The sequence below is a fragment of the Lentzea xerophila genome (assembly GCF_051094245.1).
GTDB classification, from domain to species: Bacteria; Actinomycetota; Actinomycetes; order Mycobacteriales; family Pseudonocardiaceae; genus Lentzea; species Lentzea xerophila.
The window spans coordinates 4084995-4107126 of record NZ_CP194934.1 but is presented as its reverse complement, the minus strand read 5'-3'; the positions used below and the strand labels follow the sequence as shown (position 1 = coordinate 4107126).

At 70.2% G+C, this 22132-nt stretch carries 5 protein-coding genes; all 5 read right to left on the bottom strand.

Annotated elements, in window-relative coordinates; genetic code table 11:
* Positions 1 to 10: 10 nt before the first annotated feature.
* Positions 11 to 17272 (bottom strand): hypothetical protein, encoded by a 17262-nt coding sequence (locus ACRSBM_RS19550; protein ID WP_434445052.1) that lies wholly within the window; start codon positions 17270 to 17272, stop codon positions 11 to 13.
* A gap of 67 nt (positions 17273 to 17339) precedes the next feature.
* Positions 17340 to 19076: a hypothetical protein gene (locus tag ACRSBM_RS19545; RefSeq protein WP_434445051.1), complete on the bottom strand. Its 1737-nt coding sequence runs from the start codon at positions 19074 to 19076 to the stop codon at positions 17340 to 17342.
* A gap of 9 nt (positions 19077 to 19085) precedes the next feature.
* Positions 19086 to 19604, bottom strand: a complete 519-nt coding sequence (locus tag ACRSBM_RS19540; protein ID WP_434445050.1) for a YbaB/EbfC family nucleoid-associated protein — start codon at positions 19602 to 19604, stop codon at positions 19086 to 19088.
* Positions 19605 to 19645: 41 nt separating this feature from the next.
* On the bottom strand, positions 19646 to 20398 hold the full coding sequence (locus tag ACRSBM_RS19535; RefSeq protein WP_434445049.1) for an ESX secretion-associated protein EspG: 753 nt from the start codon (positions 20396 to 20398) through the stop codon (positions 19646 to 19648).
* Positions 20395 to 22092, bottom strand: a complete 1698-nt coding sequence (locus ACRSBM_RS19530; protein WP_434445048.1) for a PPE domain-containing protein — start codon at positions 22090 to 22092, stop codon at positions 20395 to 20397. The genes ACRSBM_RS19535 and ACRSBM_RS19530 overlap by 4 nt, the downstream gene beginning before the upstream one ends.
* Positions 22093 to 22132 lie beyond the last annotated feature (40 nt).

Below are 22132 nucleotides of genomic sequence, written 5' to 3'. Positions count from 1 at the left end.
GCAGGTCACGCTAATGCATCGGCACGTCCGGCTGTAGTCCTCCGGGCGCCCGGTACGGCCGGTAGGTGACCTGACGGCCGTCCATCACCATCTCGACCTCGACGGTCTCCTCGAACAGCGGGCCCATCGGGCGCAGCAGGACCGGGTTGTGGCCCGCCTGGTGGATCCGCACGTTGACGCTCAGCTGCGTCGCGATCAGGTGACCGACCAGGTCGCGTGCGTTGCCCGCGCCACTGTTCTCGGCGGGGTCGGACTGCAGGTGCCAGTTCTGGTTCTCCACCAGCGCCCCGTACAGGTGACCCTGGTGCATCGGCCGGTTGACGGTCCAATCGGCAACGGCCCTGGTCACGACCTGATGGGTTGCGGCCAGGCTCACGACCTGCCCGCGCAGCGTCGCCGGGTCGATGCCCCGCGCCTGCCCGACGGCGGCGTACAGCCCGTTCGCCGTGGTCGGGGGCGCGGGCCTGCGGGCCAGCACGTCCTCGTTCAGGAACCGCAACTGGCGCTGCGTGTTGCTGACGTGGTCGGACGCCACGAGCCCGTGCGCCGCGACGACCTTCTGGTCCTTCTGGATTCCCGCCTGCGGCTGGGTGAACGGCGTGGGCATCGGTGCGGAGACGGCCGGGTTCCGGTCTTTCTGCGGTGCGCCGAGCTGGGTCTCCACCTTCTTGGGCGGGTTCCACGTTGTCGCGGTCTGCCCGTTGGCCGGCGGCAGGAACGGCTCGACGACGGCGTGCTGATCGGTGGCGAGGCGCCCGCGTTCCTCGAACTCGTCGCGTGAACGCTTCGACCCCGGCTGTCCGCCGGTGGGGGACGACTGCGCTCGTCCGGAGTCCGTTGTGGACTCTTCGGACTCGGAAACCAGCTGTGAAACGGCCGTCGTGTCACCTGACGGCGAGGCGGTGGAGGGCCACGGGCCCGCGATCGCGTCGGTGACGCGTTCGCTCACCACGGTCGCGGCCCCCGGCAGCTCCGCCGGACTCTCGCCGGGCAGGTGTGCGTTCTGCCAGGCTTCGGCGTGCACCGGCTCGCCGTTCGCCGGGCTCCGGTCGGTCATCCTCTCGAAGTTCTGGGCCGGCGCGGCGCCGACCTCGTCGATCCCTTCCGGCGTGACGCCTTCGCGGGGCGGGAGCAGTTCGGTCAGGGCGGCTTCGGCTTTCGCGCCGCCGTCGACTTCGACCGGCTCGATCGTGCCGGGCGCCTTGACTTCCCGGAGGTAGGCCGGCAGCGGCCGCTGGGCCGGTGCCTCCGTTGCCGCCGGTTGTGTGCCGACCTGCTGTGGCGGGGTGGGTTCTCCGGGCTGTTGCAGACCGAAGGCGGTGTCGAAGTCCGCGTCGTCGAGGTCGAGGACGGCGTCGAGGTCCACGTCGTCGAGGTCGATGGCGGGGTCGAGTCCGGCGAGGAGGTCAGGATCGGCGTCGCCGGGATCGGAGCTGAGATCGGAATCGCCGAGCGGGTCCCCGTCCTGCGTCGGTTGGGGATCGGCGTGCTGGTAGTTGCTGGAGGCGGGTTCGGGCAGGGTGCCGGTGCCCAGGGCCCGCCTTTCGATCTTCCAGAGGTTGCGGGGTTTGATCTCGGCGTCGGAAGCTTCGAAGGCGGCGGTCATGGGTGCGTGGTCGTGGTGCACGCCCGATGAGGTCGCGTTCTTTCGGGAGATCGTGCTGTCGTCGAGGTACTCGTCGCTGAGTCCGATGAAGTGCCCGATCTCGTGCGCGAAGGTTTGGTTGGAGGCGCCGATCCACCAATTCTGCTGGCTGGAGCGGTGGCGGCCGGGCGTGTCGACGATTTTGATGGTGCCGTGGGCGTCGTTGGCCGAGACGAACTGGACGGTGACGTGGAGCTGGTCTCCTGAGGGCAGGCGGTGGCCTTGGTTGTAGAAGTCGTCGACGCCGGTGCGGACCTGGGCCTGGAGATCGGCGGCGCGTTCGCGTGTCACCGAGGGCGGCAGGTCGAGGTGGACCTTGACGGTGAGGTCGCGCACGGGGACGCCGTCGACGGTGAACCTGCGCATGTCGTAGGCGAGCCGGCCTTCGAAGGCGTGCAGGGGGCCCTGCGGAGTGGAGTAGTTCCCGTTGCCGTCGTGATCCCTGGCGTCGGTGTAGATCGTGTTCACCTTGGCGACGGGCGCCCGGTCACGATGGCGTTCGATGTCGGCCTGTGACACCGGCTCGAGTGGCCGGGACCATGCTGCGGCCGGTGCGTCGCTGTGCAGCCACGATCGGTCTTCGATGATCGAGCGTGGGGCTGGGCGCTCGACGCCGGTCGAGCGGGCGACACGGTCCTGTGACGCCGCGTTCAGGTTCTGTTCCGCGGTCTGGAAGTTGCGCTTGGCGTCGCGCAGCCGCGCGCGAGCGTCGGTTTGCCGCGTCAAGGCGTCCGCCATGGCGGTGATGGCGTAGCTGCGCCAGCGGCTCTTCTTCACCTCGGCCGACGCGTCGGTTTCCTCGTCGCGTGCCGCGCGCAGCTCGGTCCGCGCGGCCTGGAAGCTCGCCCGCGCAGCCTGCAACGCGGCCTCGGCGGCCTGCTCGTCTGCCTTCTTGCTGGCACCGGCACTGGCATCCGGCTTCGTCGCGTCTGCCGTCGGTACCTCGTACCAGTCGGACCCGTCGGACCAGTCCGACTCGTCCAGCACCTCGAAGTCGTCGGAGTTTCGCCGCTGCGGCGCGTGAGGCTGCTGCGCGTCCGTGCCGAACAGACCCGCATTGGTGTGGGCAACGGGAAGCGAGTACCACTCGAACGGCCAGATCAGCGACTCGAAGGTCTCGGAGTTCTCGAGAGTGCCGTCCTGGAGATCCGTGGCGATCGTGTCCAGGTTCTGGCTGTCGAATGTGAGTATCCGGCGCGCGTTGCTGCCGGTGTCGGTGATGGACACGCTCACGGTCGGAACGTCCTGCAGGATGTGTGTCGTGACTTCGACGGTGAGGGCGGCGTCTGCTCCGGGCTTGCTGATCGTGGTTGTCGTTCCACCCGGATTGTTCGAGCCATCAGGATTGTTCGAGGTTTCGATGACCGCGTCGCCCAGCATGTCCGGATAGGCGTTGCGCAGTTTGCTCTTGTCGCCGAAGAAGTCGCTCAGCAGCTCGAACGCTGTGGGTATCGGCAATGTCGACCCGGTTTCGGACAGGAGCGTGTCGATCTCCTGTGCGGAGAGTTCCTCGGCGCCGACCGAAATGATCGTGTGGCCGTCCTCTTCGCGCCGGCCTGTGACGCGCAGCCTCGTCGGACCGACCACGACCTCGGACTGCTCGGCGTTGATCTCGGCGGGGTCACCGGGCCTGCCGCGTTCGCCCGCCGGGTAGGACAACGCCATGGTTCGGTGTTCGGCCGGAACGGACATCTCGAAGATCACGTAGTTGCGGCCGCCTCCGCGGTTGTCCGTCCACGCCTTCGCGAAATCGAGTTCGTGAGTGGTGGAGGAGGGCAGACGTTCGACGAAGACGTCGTCGGCTCGCGCTTCCTGAGCCATGCGCACGGCGCGGTACACCGTCACCGGTTGCTGCCCGCCGGCGAACCGCAGCGGTGCCGAGAGCTCACGGAACTCGGCCACGGAGCTCCGCAGGTCGGCCAGTTCTTCTCCCCGTACGGTGACCCGGCCACCCGCACCTCGTTTGCCGGTGAAAGCGCCCGCGGCCACCTCCATCATGAACATCCGGAGTTTCGGGTCGGCCTTCGCGGCTCGAAGGTGTGCCCGTGCCTGGCGGTAGTTCGTCGACGCTGAAGCCCCGCCCTCGTTCGCCCCGGGATCGTTCTGATCGCCGGAGCCGGGCGCTTCGGCTGGGTTCAGGTCGTTGGCGATCTGGCGGGCGTATTGCTCTGCCTGCTCGTAGGACAGCCCGCCGGTCAACTCGGCCGCGATGACATCCGTCAGATCGGTCCGGACCTGGTCGTCGCCGAGGATCTCCGAATCGGCCGTGCGCGTGACGATTTCTTGTGCCTGCTCGCGGTTCTGCCCGTCGTTCGACTCTTGAGCCATCCAGTCGCGAGCCTGGTCCGCCTCTGCGGCGAGGAGGTCTCGTGTCCAACTCTGATCGGCGTAGTCGTCTTCGAGGGCTGATCCGTCGTGGTCGTTCAGGGGTTCTGGTTCGAGTTCGTCCAGGAGCCATTCCTGGCCTGGTGTGGTGGTCATGTCGAAGAAGCCGCCGGACGCTTCGGCTGGGTTCAGGTCGTTCGGCTCTTGGGTTGCCCAGTCGCGAGCCTGTTCGGCTTCTGTGGCGAGGAGGTCTCGTGTCCCGCTCTGATCGGCGTGGTCGTCTTCGAGGGCCGAGTCGTTCTGGTGGTCTGGTGTTGCTGGTTCGAGTTCGTCCAGGAGCCATTCCTGGTCAGGAGTGGTGTTCATGTCGAAGAAGCCGCCGGGCGCTTCGGCTGGGTTCAGGTCGTTGGCGATCTGGCGGGCGTACTGCTCTGCCTGCTCACGGCTCGGCCCGTCGTTCGACCCTTGAGCCGTCTGCTCGGCGTAGTCGTCGTCGAGAGCCGACCCGCCCTGGTCGTCGTACCTGTCAGAGTCACCCGACCTGTCGGAGTTGCCCGGCACCTCGGAGTTGCCCGGCGCCTCGAAGTCGTCGGAGTTCCTCCGCTGCGGCGCGCGTGGCTGCTGCCGCGCGTCCGTGCCGTCTGGGGCGGTGGTCTTCGGAGCCCAATTGGATGCCGGGGAGTCAGGCGCTGCGGTGCCGAACAGACCCGCATTGGCGCCGGTGTTGTTCGCTTGTTGCTGGAGGAAGGCGCGTGCGTTGGTGTCGCCGAGATCGGCTAGTACTTGGATGGCGTTCCTGTTGCCGGTGTTCGCCAGGTGTCGCAGACCTTCCAGGGCGTTGGGCACGTTCTTTCCGGCGAAGTCGGTCAGTGTGGGGATGTCGGCGTTGTCGACGACTTTGGCCAGTGCGGTCGTGTTGCCTTGGCCGGCGAAGGTTTTGACTGTTTCGTAGGCGGGGCCTTCTGTGCCGGCTGCTTCGACGAGTCCGGTGACGTCGCCGGCGTCGGCCAGTACCTGGGCCGCTGTGGCGTTGTTGTTGCGGGCGAGGTTTTTGAGTGCGGTGTGGGCGTCTGGGTTGCCGGCTTTGGCGGCTTCGACGAGGCCGGGGACGTCCTGGTTGTCGTGCAGGGTTTTGACGGCGTCGGTGTTGCCGGTGCCTGCGAGTGTTTTGAGTGCGGTGTAGGCGTTGGTGTTGCCCGCTTGGGTGAGTGTGGTGAGTGTGGGGATGTCGGCGTTGTCGACGACTTTGGCCAGTGCGGTCGTGTTGCCTTGGCCGGCGAAGGTTTTGACTGCTTCGTAGGCGGGGCCTTCTGTGCCGGCTGCTTCGACGAGTCCGGTGACGTCGCCGGCGTCGGCCAGTACCTGGGCCGCTGTGGCGTTGTTGTTGCGGGCGAGGTTTTTGAGTGCGGTGTGGGCGTCTGGGTTGCCGGCTTTGGCGGCTTCGACGAGGCCGGGGACGTCCTGGTTGTCGTGGAGGGATTTGACGGCGTTCTGGTTGCCGCTGCCTGCGAGGTTTTTGAGTGCGGTGTGGGCGTCTGGGTTGCCGGCTTTGGCGGCTTCGACGAGGCCGGGGACGTCCTGGTTGTCGTGCAGGGTTTTGACGGCGTTGTGGTTGCCGCTGCCTGCGAGTGTTTTGAGTGCGGTGTAGGCGTTGGTGTTGCCCGCTTGGGTCAGTGTGGTGAGTGTGGGGATGTCGGCGACTGCGATGACTTTGGTGAGTGCGGTGGTGTCGCCGTTGGCGGCGAAGGTTTTGACCGCTTCGTAGGCGGGGCCGTCCTGGGTGGCTGCGTCGACGAGGGCCTGGATGTCGCCGGCGTCGGCCAGCACCTTGACGGCGTCGGTGTTGCCTTCACCGGCGAATTTCTTGATGGCGGTGTGGGCGTCTGGGTTGCCGGCTTTGGCGGCTTCGGTGAGGCCGGGGATGTCGTTGTTGTCGTGGAGGGTTTTGACGGCGTCGGTGTTGCCGGTGCCTGCGAGTGTTTTGAGTGCGGTGTAGGCGTTGGTGTTGCCCGCTTGGGTGAGTGTGGTGAGTGTGGGGATGTCGGCGTTGTCGACGACTTTGGCCAGTGCGGTCGTGTTGCCTTGGCCGGCGAAGGTTTTGACTGCTTCGTAGGCGGGGCCTTCTGTGCCGGCTGCTTCGACGAGTCCGGTGACGTCGCCGGCGTCGGCCAGTACCTGGGCCGCTGTGGCGTTGTTGTTGCGGGCGAGGTTTTTGAGTGCGGTGTGGGCGTCTGGGTTGCCGGCTTTGGCGGCTTCGACGAGGCCGGGGACGTCCTGGTTGTCGTGGAGGGATTTGACGGCGTTCTGGTTGCCGCTGCCTGCGAGTGTTTTGATCGCCGTGTGGGCGTCGTGGTTGCCGGCTTTGGCCAGCTCGGCAAGGCCTGGGACGTCGCTGTGATCGATCATCGCGGGCAGGACGTGGAGGTTGCCGTCCCCGGCCAGGTTGGTCAGCAATGCCCTTGCGAGTTTGTTCGGGACGGGCTGGCTGCTGAGCTGGGCGAGCGTCTGGACCGGGGTGCGGCCGTCGAGTTCGGTGTGTGCGGTGTTGTGCCCGGCGCGGGCGAGGCCGTCGAGGGCGTGGAGTTCGCCTTGGGCGGCCAGCGCGACGAGTGACTGGTGTGCTTGTGCGTTGCCTTCGGTGGCGAGTTGGGTGAGGTCGCGCAGGGAGGCTTGGTGTCCTTCGGCGGCGAGAGTGCTGATGGCGTCGATGTCTCCGGCGGTGGCACGGGCGAACATCGACTGTTCGGGTGCTGGGCTGTTGCCGTCCGGCGCCACGTGGGGTGTTTCCGGGATGATCTTCGTGGTGTCGACGAGGTTCCGTGCGATCTGCCAGAGTTCGCGCGGGCGCAGGACGGTGTCGGGACGGTAGGACAGTGACATCAGGCCGCTGTCCTCGTCACGGATCACCCTGTTGGACACCTCTGCGACGTCCTTGCCGTCACGGCCCTTGTGGGAGGCGCCGGCCGGTTTGTTCTGCAGGGCGGCAACGGGGTGCTTGTAGGCGTCGAACAGGCCGAAGCCGTAGTGGCCGAGCTCGTGTGCGAGGTCTTGCGGGTTGGCGCCGGTGCTCCATTGGTCGTGGGTGAGCCGGTCCCTGTCGGGCCATACGTTGACGTGCTGGTATGCCGCCGCGGGGTCGTCGGTGAACTCGACCCGGACGTGGAACTGGTCGCCGTCGGGCATCCGGTAGCCCTGGTTGTACATGCGGTCCACGCCGCGGGCGGCGTCGGTTTTGAGCTGCGGGACCCGAGCCGGGTCCACGCCGGGCTGCACGGCGAGTTGGATTTTGAGGGTGAACTCCTTGACCCATCGTCCTGGTTCGACCTCGATGCGGCGGACGTCATGACGCACCGGAACGATCTCAGACGTGAACGCGGGCCGTTGACGACCCTGGGCGTCAGTCACCAGCGGTGCGTCGGTGACTACGGCGACGAGCTCGGACTCGACGTGGGTGAAGGTGCCCTCAGCCTCGCTGCGCAGGTGCTTCCACTGGTCGCGGTGCAACGGGCGCTCCGCCGGCACCATCCACGGCGCCGTCTCGCCGGGGAAGTGCCGCCAGCTCTCGTCCTCGAGCACGGTGCGCTTGAGCTTCGGCAATGGCTGATCGGCACCCACCTCATCAAGCGGCTGGGGCTGCGCGTCGCGGGAATCCGGGACAGCGGCGGCCTTCGGAGCACCATCCGGGTCGGTGGTCTTCGGCTCGCTACCGGACGCCGAGGAGTCAGGCGCTGCCGTGCCGAACAGACCCGCATCGGCGCCGGAACCTTGCGTCGAACCGTCCTTCTTGCGGGTGGGCGGCAGCGGCGGTGCGGGGGGCGGGGACGCGACCGGTGCGTCAGCCTTGCCCTCATCACCCTTCGCGGGCGGCGGTGCGGGATGTGACGTGGTCGTGTCGGCGCCGTTGCGGCTGGATTCCGCCACGGACGCGTCGGTGGGTGCGGTCGGTGCGGTCGGTGCGGTCGGCGGTGCGGGATGTGACGTGGTCGTGTTGGTGGCGTTGGGGCTGGATTCCGCCTCGGACGCGTCGGTGGGTGCGGGCGGCGCGGGCGGTGCGGTCGGTGCGGGCGGTGCGGTCGGCGGTGCGGGATGTGACGTGGTCGTGTTGGTGGCGTTGCGGCTGGATTCCGCCACGGACGCGTCGGTGGGTGCGGTGGGCGCGGGCGGTGCGGTCGGCGGTGCGGTCGGCGGTTCGGGATGTGACGTGGTCGTGTCGGCGGCGTTGGGGCTGGATTCCGCCACGGACGCGTCGGTGGGTGCGGTCGGTGCGGTCGGCGGTGCGGGATGTGACGTGGTCGTGTTGGTGGCGTTGGGGCTGGATTCCGCCTCGGACGCGTCGGTGGGTGCGGTGGGCGCGGGCGGTGCGGTGGGCGCGGGCGGTGCGGGCGGTGCGGTCGGCGGTGCGGGATGTGACGTGGTCGTGTCGGCGGCGTTGGGGCTGGATTCCGCCACGGACGCGTCGGTGGGCGCGGCCGGCGCGGGCGGCGCGGGCGGCGGGGCCTGCGACGCCGTGTTGAAGGCGTCGACTTCGCGGTCCACCTTCGCCTTGGCGTCCCACCACTGCTGCTGCTTGGTGTCCGCGTCGTTCCGGGCTTTGTCGAGCTTGGTCTCCGCGTCCGTGATCGCCTTCTGTGCCGCGGCGCGCTCGTCCGAGAGCTTCTTGTGCGCCTCTTCGGGCGCGGTGCGGGCGGCGCCAGTCTCGGCGACGACATTCTTCTGCGCCTGGAGCTCGGCGCGGGCGTCGGCTACTGCCTGGCGCTGCGCGTCGAGGCCCGCGTGGGCGTTGGTGAGCTGCTGCTGGGCGTCGGTCAGCGCGGTGTGCGCGACGTCGGCCTTCTGCGCGTGCCGGTCGAGTTCGGCCTTCGGCGCACCGCCTGCCTGGGCGTTGTCGAGGGCGGTCTTGGCCGACAGCTCCTCCCGCTGCAGCGACGTGATCCGCAGGTTGAGCTCTTCGATCGTCGCGCGCGTCCCGTCCGCGTCCGCCAGGGCGGTGTCGTATGCCGTCTGCTGCGCCTCGAGCTTGGCCTCGGCATCGACATGCGTCTTGACCGCCGCGTTCATCGCCGTCTCGGCATCGGCGTGCGGCTTGTCGGTCTTCGCCAGCACGGCGGCGGCGTTGTTGATGGCGTCCTGGGCCTCGTGGCGGGCCGCCTCGACGTCCTTCTCGGCGGTGCGCCAGTCGTCGGCCGCCTTCTTGACGTCGGCCTGGGCGTTCTTCAACGAGTCGGCGAAGTCGTGCTTCAGCAGGGACTCGACCTCGCTGGCGGGCAGGCGCACGCCGGCCGAGTTGGGAACCGTCAGGTCGACGACGCCGACCTTGCCGCCGATCTTCGCGACCATGCGGTACTCCATGCCGAACCGCACGAGCCCGGTGCGTGAGCCGTCCTTGGGCTTGACGTTGCCGCCCTGGGCCTGCGCGGGACCGCCGGACACCGCGGAGGAGTCCTCACCCGCGTGCCGCAGCTCGACACCGCCGGTGCCGAAGCTGACGGTGTCCTTGGGGTCGCCCTGCTTGATCAACGCGCTGCCCTGCGCGAGACCGACCGACACGTCGGCGGTCTCGGACACCTTGGCCTCGCTGGAGGTGTCGGTGGTCTTCGTGGTCAGCGGCGTCTCGATCTTGACGTCGTCGCTGAGCGACTCCAGCTGCGGGTTCACCAGCTTCGCGTAGACCTTGACTTCGGCGTCCTGCCCGAAGGTCAGCGCCGCTTCCTTCAGGCCAGGCACGTCCAGCGGGCCCGATAGCATCGACGGCAGGTGCGGCTGCAGGTTCTCCGGGCTCAGCGTCGAGAACAGGCTGTTGAGCGAGCCCGTGCCCTTGCCGGTCAGGCCCTTGCCGGCGCCCGCCGCCTCCATCACCATCACCCCGGCGTCGCGCAGGTCCCCGGCACCACGCCAGCTCTCCACCGACGCGGTTGGGGGCAGGTGCGAGGCACGGCTGTCCTGCTGGAAGGCGAGCGTCGCCTCCGGGGTGCCGAACTCGCTGCCGCGCCTGCTCGCCGCGGACATGTACGGCTGAGGGGCCGCACTGCCCGCGACCTTCTGGTTGTCCGCGTGCGTGCGGATCACCATCTCCTGCTTGCCGCTCGCGGCCTTCGCGACGACCTTGTCACCGCGTTCGACGACGAGCTCGAACTCGATCGGCACGGTGTACTGCGCCGCCGGCCCGCTCGCGGTGCGCGTGTTGCTGAACGCCTCGTTGGTCGAGGTCGTCACCGAGCTGCTCGTGCTCGCACCGACGTTCGCGCCCGCGCTGAGACCCGCGGTGCCCGAGACGTTGGGGTTCGCGCTGCCCGGCGCGGCCAGACCCGGTGCCCGCACGCCGAGGCCCCAGCCGGTGCCGCGGCCCTGGCCGTCGCTCTCCTTGCGGGAGCCGCCGGAGTTGTGGCTCATCTCGACGCCGTCGTTGACGACCTTGTCGAACTTCGGCGTGTCCGCCTTGGCCCGCAGCGTGACCTGGTAGGAGTCCTTGCCGAACGTGCCCGGCTGGTGCACCAGCAGCGGCACGCCGCCGTCCAGCGCGCTGTCGATCATCGCCTTCACGCTCGTCGGCGAGTTCAGGTCGACGATGCGCTGCAGGTTGCTCATCGAGTCCTGCAACACCGAGTCCGGGATCAGCGAACCGCTGCCGAACTTCTTGGTGTTCGTGGAGAGCTGGTTCGTGAGGTCGTTGACCACGCCGGAGAGGTCCGGGACCGTCTCCACATCGGACAGACCGATCGCGCCGGGCTCGTTGGCCGCCACCGTCGACGGCGGCGCCATCTTCGGGAATTCCGGCTTGGGCACCTTCGACGCGACGTCGGGCAGCACGCCCAGTTCCCGCGCGACGTCCTCGGACACGCTCATGAAGATCGACTTCGGCATGTCGACCTTCACGCCTTCGGCGTTCGGCGTGCCACCGTGCAGGAAGTTCCCGGCGCGGCTCTCAGTGATGATGGTGACCTCGGCGTCGATCTGGACCAGCACGGTCCGCGCGTCAGCGGGGGTGGTCCTGCCTCGGTCGACGTTGCCGCCGATCTCCTTCGACGACGTCTTGCTGTCCGACCACGGCGTCACCTTGCCGGTGACCGCGGCACCGCCGGATCCGCTGGGCTGCGACGGCGTTTCGGCGGTCGGCGGCGTGACGTTGGGACGCACCGGCACGTTGATGCCGGCGGTGAGGTCGACCGACCTGCTGGTCGAGGACGACTCACCGGCCTTGTACCCACCGCTGACCGAGTTCTCGGTGCTGGTGGTGTCCGAAACGGCCACCAGCGTCGCCTTGCCCAGCTTCACGGACATGCCGATGGCGCCGGAACGCTCGTTGATGCGGCGGTCGTGCTTGAGGCCCTGCTCCTGCACGCCGGTCTCGATCATGCGCTGCAGGTTCGCCTTGAGGTTCTCCGGGGCGAACATCTTGTCGATCTGGGCGCGGGCCGCGGTGCCCGGCACGGTCAGCGCCGAGTCGCCACCGGCCGCGCGGTTGATCGTGTCGATCGCGTGGTCGCGCAACGCGGCCGTGTTCGCGATCGCCTCGACGTTGAGGAACTTCGGCGACTTCGGCCGCGGCTCCTTGGGGTTCAGGAGGTCCTTGATGGTCGGCGAGTCGTCCAGCTTCGTCGCCTTGGGGTCACCGGGCTTGAACCCGTCGCCGGGGTCGGTCTTGAGGGTGGAGCCGTCCGACACCCAGAGGTTGACCTTGCCGTCGATCTTGTCCAGGCCCGCGCCGGTCTTGGCGACCGTCTTCGCCTCGGGCGCATGGTAGCCGGGCGCGCCGGGCACGATGCTGCGCACCCAGGTGCGGGGCCGGGTGAACTCGGTGATCTCGATCTCGAACTCGACGTCCTGCTGGAACACCTGCGCGTCGGGGCTGCCGGGGTTCGACGAGGTGCTCGAGACCGCCGGTCCGGCCGACACCTTGTCCGTCCACGAGTGGCTGTAGGACACACCGGCCTGCGGCATCGGGATGAGCCGGGCGCCACCGGCCTTGATCGGGATGTTCGCCCTGCCCTGCACGCCACCGGTCCAGCCCTTGGTGGTGCTGGTGTTGGCGTCGAGCTTCGGGCCGGTCGTGGTGGAGTTGCTGACCGGGCGCGCGTCGGCCTGGCCGAGGTGCTTGGGGTTGCTCAGCTTCGCCTTGACGGTGACGTTGAGGTAGGTGTTCGTCGTCTTGCCGGTGTTCTTCAGCTGCACCTGGACGCCCGGACCGAGCAGGCTGTCCATGTTCGCCTTCAACGCGGCGGGGGAGAGGTTCGCGGTCAGCTTGCGCTGGTTCGCGAGCTGCTCGGCCACGTCGGCGTAGCCCTGGCCCTTGCTGGAGCGCGGGTTCGCGTCCGGGTTGTTCCAGGTCGGCAGGAACTTGCCGAGGCCGGGCAGGTCGCGCAGCGCGCCCTCGACCTGGCCCTGCACCTTGGTGGCCGGCACGAACTCGCCGACCTTGGCGTTGCCGGCCGCGAGCGTGTCGGCGACGTAGGGCGGCAGGAACCTGGTGTCCGCGGTGGCAGGGTCGGTGGTGGTGTTCCTGGTGCCGTCCGGCGTGGGCAGACCCGCGGCGCCGGCCTCGTGCAGGCCCATGCGCATGTGCGTGGTCACTTCGACCTTGACGCTGTCACCGGCCGGGGTGCGGACTTCGACCTCGGCCGTGACCTCGTAGAGACCGGTCTCGTTCTTGACGCCGATTCCGGTCTTCTGGCTGCTGCTCGACCCCGCGTTCACGCCCTCCGCGGTGCGCGCGGAGTAGGTGGCCGTGGCGCCGACCGTGCCGCCGACCTGGCCGGCCACGCCGATGTTGCCGCCGAACCCGGCGGTCACGTCGAACCCGGTCTTGGTGGCAGCGGACACACTGCTGCCCCAGGCCGAGGTGTCCTTCAGGTCCAGCGCCGCGGTGTCGTGCACGCCGACCAGCTTCGCGTCCTTGAGCGTCGCGGTCATCTGCACCGCCGCGCCCTTGCTGGCATGCGGGCTGGTCAGGTCGGGCGAGGTGACGAACCCGCCTAGCATCGCCGGCAGGTTGGTGCGGATCGAGGTGGGACTCAGGAAGTTCTGCAGCGTCTCGCGGCCGGGCGAGCCGACCTTCGTGATCGACGGGTGCAGCTTGCTCGCGACGTCGGAGAACGCCTTGCCGGAATCCTTGACCACCACGGCTTCCGGCACCGCGTTCTCGACCTTGGCGCCCCACCCGGCGTCGGCCGGCTTGACCGCGGCGGAGGTCTTGCCGGAGTCGACGATCGTGCTGAGGTCCGCCGGAATCTGCAGCGTGACGTCCGTGCCGGTGTCGACGGTCGTGGACGGTTTCGGGTTCCCGCTCGCGTCGGTCAGCGTGATCTCGTAGGAGACCGGGACGGTGACCTTCTTGGAGCCGTCGTCCGACCCCTTGATCGCGCGCTGCTCCGTGATCGAGTTGGTGGTCGCCTGCGAGACCGCGGGCGTGGCCAGTGCGGCCTTGCCGCCGAGCGAGCCGTACGGGCCCATCGCGACACCGGCCGTCGCCGAGGCGCCGACGTCGTTGGACGTGGCGATGGTGTTCGTGGTGGTGGACGCGGCGGCGGCCTGGAAGTTCTTGTCCACCTTGGTATCGGCGTCGGCCTTGACCTCGGTGTCGGCGTCCGCGCGCATCTCGGCGCGGATGTTCGCCTCGAACCAGCTGCCGCCGATCTTCACCTGGAAGTTGCGGCCGCGGTCGAGGAACGTCTCGAAGTCGTTCTCCAGCGCGTTCTTGATGCGGGCCTGGTCGTCCGGATTGATGCCCTGGATCTCGGCCACGACCGCGTCGGCGCCACGCACGTCGGTCGGCGTGATCGAACCGAGCGCCTTGTTGTCCTGGAAGAAGCTCGGCAGGTTCGTGTCCGGGACCTGGCCGACCGGCTGCGGCGCCGTCGTGGTCATCGGGATGGCGGGGTTCGGCGTCGGCGCCGGACGGGTCTGCCGCGTGCCGGTGTTCGTGTCGGCGTTGGCGTTGGCGTTCTGGTTCGCGTCGGTGTCGGTGTTCGGGTTCTGGCTGGTGCTCGGAGCTGGGGCCGGGGTGGTGTTGCCCTTGTCGAACAGGCCCCTGATGGAGTTGTAGCCGACGTACTTCTTGATGGCGGCGCGCTTGCGGCCCTTGCCCTCCGGGCGCGTCTGAGCCTGGAAGTTGTCGGCCGCGGGGTGCGTGCGCGGCACCACGGTGGGGTTCGGGTTGGGTTTCGCGCTGGTGCCCGGGTTGTTGTTCGTGGTGTTCGGCGCCGGGGTGGGCAGCGGTGGGGCGACGACGAGGTCGGGTGCCGCGCTGGGGGTCGTGGTGGTGTTCGGCGACGGGACGGCCGGGGTGGGGCCGGGGGCCGGGCGCGACTGGACGGTGGGGTTGGCAGGGTCGGTGTTGGGGCCCTTGGGGTTCGGGCCTGTCGTGTCGGGCTTCGGTGAGTTCGCCGGTGGGACGTCGGCACTCGGGACGTTCGTGGGCGCGTTGACCGGTGGGACGTTCGCCGGGGGCGTGTTGACATTCGGCGTGTTGACCGGCGGCGTGTTGACGGCCGGTGCCGGGGTGGGGCGCGTCTGGACGGGAGGGGCGTTGGTGTCGGGCTTCGGGTTCGCCTGGACGTCCGGCTTCGCCTGAACCGGCGGGACGTTCGTCTCCGGCCGGGGCGACGGCGTGCTGGGATTCGGCGGGTTCGCCGAGGGGGTGTTGACCGGCGGGGTGGTCGGGTTCGGCGCGTTGACCGGCGGCGTGTTGACCGGCGGCGTGTTCGGCGTGGGCGACGGCGCGTTGATCGGTGGCACGTTGGCGGGCGGTGCGGGGCGCGTCTGCGCGGGTGGTGCGTCGGTGCGCGGCGGCTGCGCCGACGGCGTCGTCTCCGGACGGGGAGACGGGGTGTTCGCCGGCGGGACGTTGGCCGAGGGGGTGTTGACGTTCGGCGTGGGCGACGGCGCGTTGATCGGTGGCACGTTGGCGGGCGGTGCGGGGCGCGTCTGTGCGGGTGGTGCGTCAGAGCGCGGTGGCTGCGCGGACGGCGTGGTGTCCGGGCGCGCCGACGGCACGTTCGTGTTCGGCGCGGGCGACGGCATCGGTGGCGCGATGGGAGCCGGGCGCGATTGGGCGGGCGGCGGCACGTTCGCGGCGGGAGGCGGCGTCGACACGGGTGGCGTGCCCGGCCGGGACTGGGCGGGCGGCGCGGTGTTCGGGGCGGCCACCGGGGGAGCGGTCGCGGCCGGGGGCGGGGACAGCGGCGTCGGCTTCGGCGCCGGGGGTGGCGTCGAGGGCGTGGTGGCCGGTGGGGCCTTGGTGATGGTGCTGTCAGGGGTGGGGGGCTTGGGCGCGTCGAACACGCCCTTCGCGCCGCCGGTGCCGTACTTGCTGCCGCCACGCTCGCCGCCGGCCGCGCCGGGCGTCGCTCCCGGTGCCATCGGCGGGGCCATGCCCCCCGCGGCCGCGGGGGGAGGCGCCACGCTGGGGGTCGCGCCGCCACGCGGGCCCGCGCTCTGGGGCGGGGTGCTGACGGCGCTCTGTCCGCCGGGCGTCGTCGGGGCAGGGGTGCTGGGGATCCCGCCCGGCTTCGGCGTGGCGGCGCCGGGGGTCGCGCCACCCGGCGTGGAACCGCCCGGCGTGGTGCCACCGGGCGTGGTGCCACCCGGCGTGGAACCGGGCGTCGTACCGCCGGTCGGCGGGACGAGGGGAGTGGGCTTCGGCGCGGGCGGGGGAGTCGAGGACGAGGTCGGCGGGGCCTTGGAGATGGTGCTGTCGGGCGTGGGGGGCTTGGGCGCGTCGAACACGCCTTTCGCGCCGCCGGTGCCGTACTTGCTGCCGCCTCGCTCGCCGCCGGCCGCACCGGGCGTCGCGCCACCCATCGGCGGGGCCATGGGTGGCGCCATGCCGGGTGGCATCGCGCCGCCGCGGGGAGGCGGTGGCGCGGCGTTCTGCGGGCCAGGAGCGGTCACGGCGGGCTTGGTGCCGGCCGCTCCGCCGGAGTTGCCAGAGTTCCCGGCGTTGCCGGGGTTGTTGTAACCGGGCGCCGTCGGCGTGAAGGACGCGGGGCCCTTGGCGCCGCCGCCGGGAGGGGTCGCGCCGGCGGCGCCGGGCGTGGTGCCGGTGCCGCCTTTGCCGCCGGCGTTGCCGGGGTTGGTGTAGCCGGGTGCTGACGGGGTGTAGGGCGCGGGGCCCTTGGCGCCGGGGGTCGCGCCGGTGCCGCCCTTGAGGTTGGGCGCGGCGCCGGCAGCGGGCCCGCGGGCCGTGTTCGCGCCGGATGTCGCGCCGGTGCCGCCCTTGCCGCCGGCGTTGCCGGGGTTGGTGTAGCCGGGTGCTGACGGGGTGTAGGGCGCGGGGCCCTTGGCGCCGGGGGTCGCGCCGGTGCCGCCCTTGAGGTTGGGCGCGGCGCCGGCAGCGGGCCCGCGGGCCGTGTTCACGCCGGATGTCGCGCCAGTGCCGCCCTTGCCGCCGGCGTTGCCGGGGTTGGTGTAGCCGGGTGCTGACGGCGTGTAGGGCGCGGGGCCCTTGGCGCCCGGCGTGGCACCGGCGCCGCCCTTGAGGTTGGGCGCGGCGCCGGCAGCGGGCCCGCCTGCCGTGTTCACGCCTGGCGTCGCGCCGGTGCCGCCCTTGCCGCCGGCGTTGCCGGGGGCCGTGTAGCCGGGTGCTGACGGGGTGTAGGGCGCGGGGCCCTTGGCGCCGGGGGTCGCGCCGGCGCCGCCCTTGAGGTTCGGTGCCGTGGAGACCTGACCGCCGCCCGGTCCCTTGGCGCCGCCCGGTGTGGCACCGGTGCCGCCCTTGAGGTTCGGTGCCGTGGAGACCTGACTGCCGCCCGGTCCCTTGGCGCCGGGCGGCGCGGTGCCAAGGGCGCCGCCCTTGTTCGACTGCGGGTTGCTGACCGTGGGGCCGCCAGGGGCGACGTTTCCCGGCGTGTTGTTGGCACCGCCGCGCACGTTCTTCGCGTCGGTGGACGGGTCGAGCGACTTGAAGTTGCTCTGCTGGCTCTGGTCCGTGTTGACGAAGGTCTGGTGCGTCGCCTTCAGACCGCCCTGCACGTCGGTGAACGCCTTGGCGCCCCGGTCCGCCTGCGAGACCGCGTTCTCGTTGGACGCGTTGAGCGCCGGCACCGCGAACAGGCCGATGGGGCCGAGCGCGTTGCCGCTGAAGTTCAGGCCGCGCAGGCCTCCGGCGATGCCCGACAGCCGGGACCCCAGGTCACCCGCCTTGTTCTGCAACCCCTGCATCGAGGAGTCGTTCACGGAGAAGCCGCTGTTGCCGGTGGGGCCGCCGCCACCCGTTCCGGTGGGTGGCGGCGTCGCCGAGGGGGACGGCGTCGTGTTCACCGGCGGGTTGGACGACGGGCTGGGAGGCGGAACGTTCCCCTTGGCCATGAGCGGCGATTCTCCAGTGCTACGTCAGAACAAAGCGGAACCCTGGGATCCCGGCTGTTGGCTGGACTTACTCTGTTGGCCGGACCGGGCGCTCGAAGGCGGCGGCGGCCCGCAGGGGCGGTGCCGCGGCACCGCCGGCCTGGCTGCCCGCCTCGTAGGCCGCGGTCGGCTCCACCCGCTCAGCCGCCATGAGCGGGTTGACGCTCTCGTAGACGGGCTGCTCGTCCTCGACGCGCGAGAAGGCCTGGACAGGATGCGACGGCTCGAGAGCGTCGTACGCGTGCGACATCTGGGTCCGCGCCAACGGCTCGTAGGAGCCCTGCAACGGCTCCGACGGGGTCTCGTTGCTGATGTACATCTCGCGCGCCTGCATCGGCTGGATGGGCTCGTGGGCTGGAGTCCCCGCGGTCATGCTGACGCCGGACGCCATCGTGGAGTCCGAGGCCGCACCCATCCGTTCCCCGGTCTGCATCGGCTGCAGCTGTTCGTGCATTCGCTCCCCGGTCTGCATCGGCTCTAGCCGCGCATGGACGGTGTGGGCCGGGGTGCCCTGTTCGACTGGCTGCATCGGGGCCAGTGCCTCGAACGTCTGCTGCGGGGCTACTGACCGATGGAACGTCTGGGCCGGCTCCGCCAGTGTCCGATGGAGCGTCTGCTCGGGCTCCATCACTGCCCGGTGGAGCGTCTGCGCCGGCTCCATCACTGCCCGCTCGGCGACCATGCCCCGTTCGTACGCCTGGGCAGTGTTGGTCTGCATCGGGGCGAGCTGGTTCATCTCCCTGGCAGTGTTGGTCTGCATCGGGGCCAGCTGGTTCATCTCCCTGACCGCATTGTCCGGCTGAGCGACGGTCCTGTTCAGGACCGTATTGTGCGGCGTGGCCGTGGCACTGGCCGTAGTTCCGCCGCCACCACCGGGCTGGCGGGCTGCCATCGCCTCGTCGATCTTCTTGTCGACGCCGGCCTGGGCCTTGTAGCCCTCGTAGCCGATCTCGGCGACGTCGGCGACGTTCTCGAAGCGCTGCCAGCCCTTGCTGATCTTCTCCATGATGTCGTCGAGGTCACCGATGCGCTTCATCTGCCGGCCGAGGGCGGCGACGACGCGGGCCACGCGGGACGCGATGTTCACGCCGAGCGCGACCGCCTTGCCGACCGCGAAACCGCCGAAGATCGCGATCGAGGCGCCGAAGGTCGGGATCGCGGCGGCGGCCGCGATGAGCGCGCCGGCGATCAGTGAACCGATCAGCTGGGCGATCAGGTCGCGGACGATGTCGCGCAGCACCGTGACGAGCATGCCCATGATCGCGACGATCTTGGCCTTGGTCTCGACGGCCTGCGCGAGCTCGTCGAGCTCCTGCGTCATGCCGTCCATCGACTTCTTGAAGTTCTCCGAGGACGCACCCGTCCAGCCGTCGAACGTCGCGAGGCCGCTCTTGTGGTCCTCGGCCAGCACGCGCAGCTCGGCCGCGCGCGCCTTGGTCGCCTCGACGTTGGCCTGGATCTCCTCCGGGTTGCCCATCAGCTGGTTGAGGGCGTCCCGCAGGAACGAGACGTGCTCGATCAGCCAGCCGACACCGGCACCGATGATGCTGCCCAGCGGGTCGATCGCCAGCATCACGGTCGCCGAGGCCGCACCGATGGCGTTGAACGTGATGTCGAGAGCCTTCTCGGTCTCGGACTCCGCGTCCTTGCTGATGCCGTCGATGAGACTGCCGTAGGCCTCGATGAACAGCGAGCCCTTGAGCTTGTTCTCCTCGGTGATGTGCATCCCGGCAGGAGAGTCGATTTTGGTTTCAGGCGCGGTCATCGCTGTTCCTTACCAGGGCTGGTTGTCGTCGTCATCGTCGTCCGCGGGACGTCGTCCGCGGGCGGGCGGCGGCTGCGGGGCCGCCGCTGGCCGGCTCACCGGCGGAGGTGCCGGTGCAGGGGCCGGCTCGTCGTCGACCTCGTCCATCTCGTCGACCTCGTCGTAGGTGTCCTCGTCTTCCTCGTCGGCCGGGATCGAGTCCGCGACCATCTGGTAGGACTCGGTGCCCTCGCCGAGCGGCTTGAAGAGCTCCAGAACCTGCTGCGCCGCCTGCTTCTGGGCGCGCCGCGCGGTCTCGAGGATGACCGCGGTGAGCCGGGACGCGCCCAGCTCCACCGCGCGGTGCCCGAGCACCAGGTTCTGCAGGCCGCCGTTCGGGCCCACCGTCACGGTCACCGAGCCGTCCTTCGACGTCACGGTGGCGGTGGACGCCGCGAAGTTCTCCGTGAGGTCCTCCGACTTCTTCTTCAGGTCGGCCAGCTTGGCCTCGTACTCTTCGACCCACTGAGTGGGGTTCGCGGGGTTCACACGGTCCTCCGGCGGCGGCGGTTCGACTGAGACGCGCTAGATCACGCGAGCACAGCGTTGATTCGGGTGGCGATGCGGTCGTTGTCGGTCGGCGAGAGGCTGAGCCAGCCGTCCGAGTTGACCATCAGGTAGCGGCCCTGGTGGGTGTCGAACCAGTTGATCACAACACCCGACCGCTGGCGGCCGAGGGTGACACCGAACTGGCCGCCGGCGACGCGGTTCGACGCGAGCTCCTCGAACTGCTTCGCGTCCTGGGCGGACAGACCGGCCTGCTGGAGCGCGTGCCGCTCGTCGACCTCGTCCGAGCCCCACGGTTCGTCGGCGCCCGCGTCGTCCGCGGCCTGCAGCGCGACGGCCTCCTGCAGCGTCTCCACCCGCACGTTCACCGGCGTGCCCGGACCGGGCACGGCGTCGGGCAGCACCTTGACGATCTCGCGGGCCAGTCCGGTCTCCCGGATCTCGAGCAGGCCCACGCGGTCGTCGTCGATGATCGCCAGGACGGCGCGCCGGCCGTTGGAGACGGCGAGCGCCCGCACGGTCCGGTCGAGACCCGCGACCGCGTCCACGGACACGTCGTGGGTGTCGAGCAGCCGCAGGTATTCCTCCAGGCGGTCGTTGCCCACCAGGCCGCGCGAGCTCAGCTCCGCGAGCGTCCTCTCGGTCAGCACGCGGCGTTCCTGCTCGGTCGCGCCCTCGCTGGGCACGTCCAGCGGGTAGGGCATGCTGCCGAGCCGCAGTTCGTGCCACAGCACGTCGAACTCGCGCGGCGAGAGCAGGAACTCGGGCGTGATCACGACTGCTCGGGCCCCTTCTGCTTCTTCATCTTGCCGGCGCCGATCACCGACGGGGGCAGGTTCTCACCGGGGACGTCGAACAGGTCACCGCCCATGATGTAGCTGGCGGAACGGTGCTCCTTGTCCTCCTCGCCCCTGCCGCCGGCACCGGGAGCGCCACCCATCGGCGCGCCGCCCATGCCGGCCGCGGACGAACCACCGAGACCCATGCCCATCGGCATGCCGGGGCGAGCCTGGTTCTGACCCTGGCCCACGACACCGGTCGAGCCACCGGGCTGCATCGCGCCACCAGCACCCGCGCCACCGCCCGCGCCGCCACCGAAACCACCGGCACCACCGCCACCGCCCGCGCCCATCGAGGGCGTGAACGGCATCGGGCCGCCCTTCATGCCCGCGCCGCCACCGGCACCGCCGCCGCCACCCGCGCCGCCGCCGCCACCCGCGCCGCCGCCGGTGCCGCCGGGGCCGTTGTAGCCGGGCGCCGTCGGCGTGTAGGCCGCTGGACCCTTCGGGTTCTGCGGCGTGTAGTTCGGGTTGGCGATGTCCTTGCCGACCGTGGGGACCTTCGGGATGTACTGGTTGGCGCCACCCTTGTTGATGGTGCTGCCTGGGCCCGTCTGCGGGGTGTAGCCCGGCATCTGCGGCGTGTAGCTGCTGCCGCCGCCACCGCCACCGCTGGTGTAGGTGCTGCCGGTGTTGGTCGACGGCGTGTAGCCGGGCGCGGTCGGGGTGTACGCCGCAGCGGTGTTCGTGCTCGTGTTGCCGGGGTTGTAGCCGGGCATCTGGGGGGTGTAGTTGCCACCGGCGCCACCACCCGCGCCGCCTCCTGCGGCACCACCGGCGCCGCCCGCGGCACCGGCGGGGCCGGCGGCAGGCGTGTAGCCGGGGGCGGTCGGCGTGTAGGCCGCCGCGGCGGCGGTCTGGTTCGCACTGGCGGCGCTCTGGCCGCCGGCTCCACCGGACGCGGCCACACCCGCTTCGGTGCCCATGGGAGCGAGCGCGGTGGCCGCACCCTGCGCGCGGGTGCCCTGGAGGAACTCGACCTCGTTGCCGAGGGCGGGTACGTTCGAGCGAAGCGCCATCATCATCTTCGGCTCTTCGACCTCGCCGGTGTTCGGGTTGAACGGCGGCTTGAAGACCGGTGTCGAGGAGTCGATCTGCCGGGAGTTGTTCTCCATGTCCGTCATCACGGTGACGGCCTGGTCCTTCGCCTCGCGCGACGCGGCGTTGGCCACCGCGATGTCGACGGAGGCCAGCACGAAGGCCGGCGTGCCCGGCTGCGAGAGCGCGGCCGCGGCCTTGCCCCAGTCGAACTCGACGGGCGCGGGCATCTGCGCCCGGGCGGTCTCCATGACGCGGCCCTGGTCGGCGACCTTGGCACCGACCTCGACGGCGGTCTTCGCGGTCTCGTCGACCCAGTCCCCGAGCTTCTTCATCGCGGCTCGGGCGGCCTCGGCGGCGTCACCTGTCCACTTGGACTCCGACGCGGTGATCACCGAGTTGATGGTCCGGGACGCCTCGGTCAGCTCGTTGCCGTACGTGCTCCAGTCGGAGCTGATCTGGCCGGCTTGACCGGGGTCGTTGTTGTTGTGCACCGCGGCGTAAAGCTCGTGGTGCGATCGCGACGCCCAGTTCTGCGGGTCCGTGAGGACCGGGACGTTGTCGATCTCGCTCGGGTCGGTCTCGGGGGGCATGACCGGCTTGCCTCTCGCGTCGGTGGATCAGCTGGCCCGA

Coding starts and splice junctions, on each gene's coding strand:
- ACRSBM_RS19550 (WP_434445052.1), bottom strand. CDS start 17,272: ATGGCCAAGGGGAACGTTCCGCCTCCCAGCCCGTCGTCCAACCCGCCG.
- ACRSBM_RS19545 (WP_434445051.1), bottom strand. CDS start 19,076: ATGACCGCGCCTGAAACCAAAATCGACTCTCCTGCCGGGATGCACATC.
- ACRSBM_RS19530 (WP_434445048.1), bottom strand. CDS start 22,092: ATGCCCCCCGAGACCGACCCGAGCGAGATCGACAACGTCCCGGTCCTC.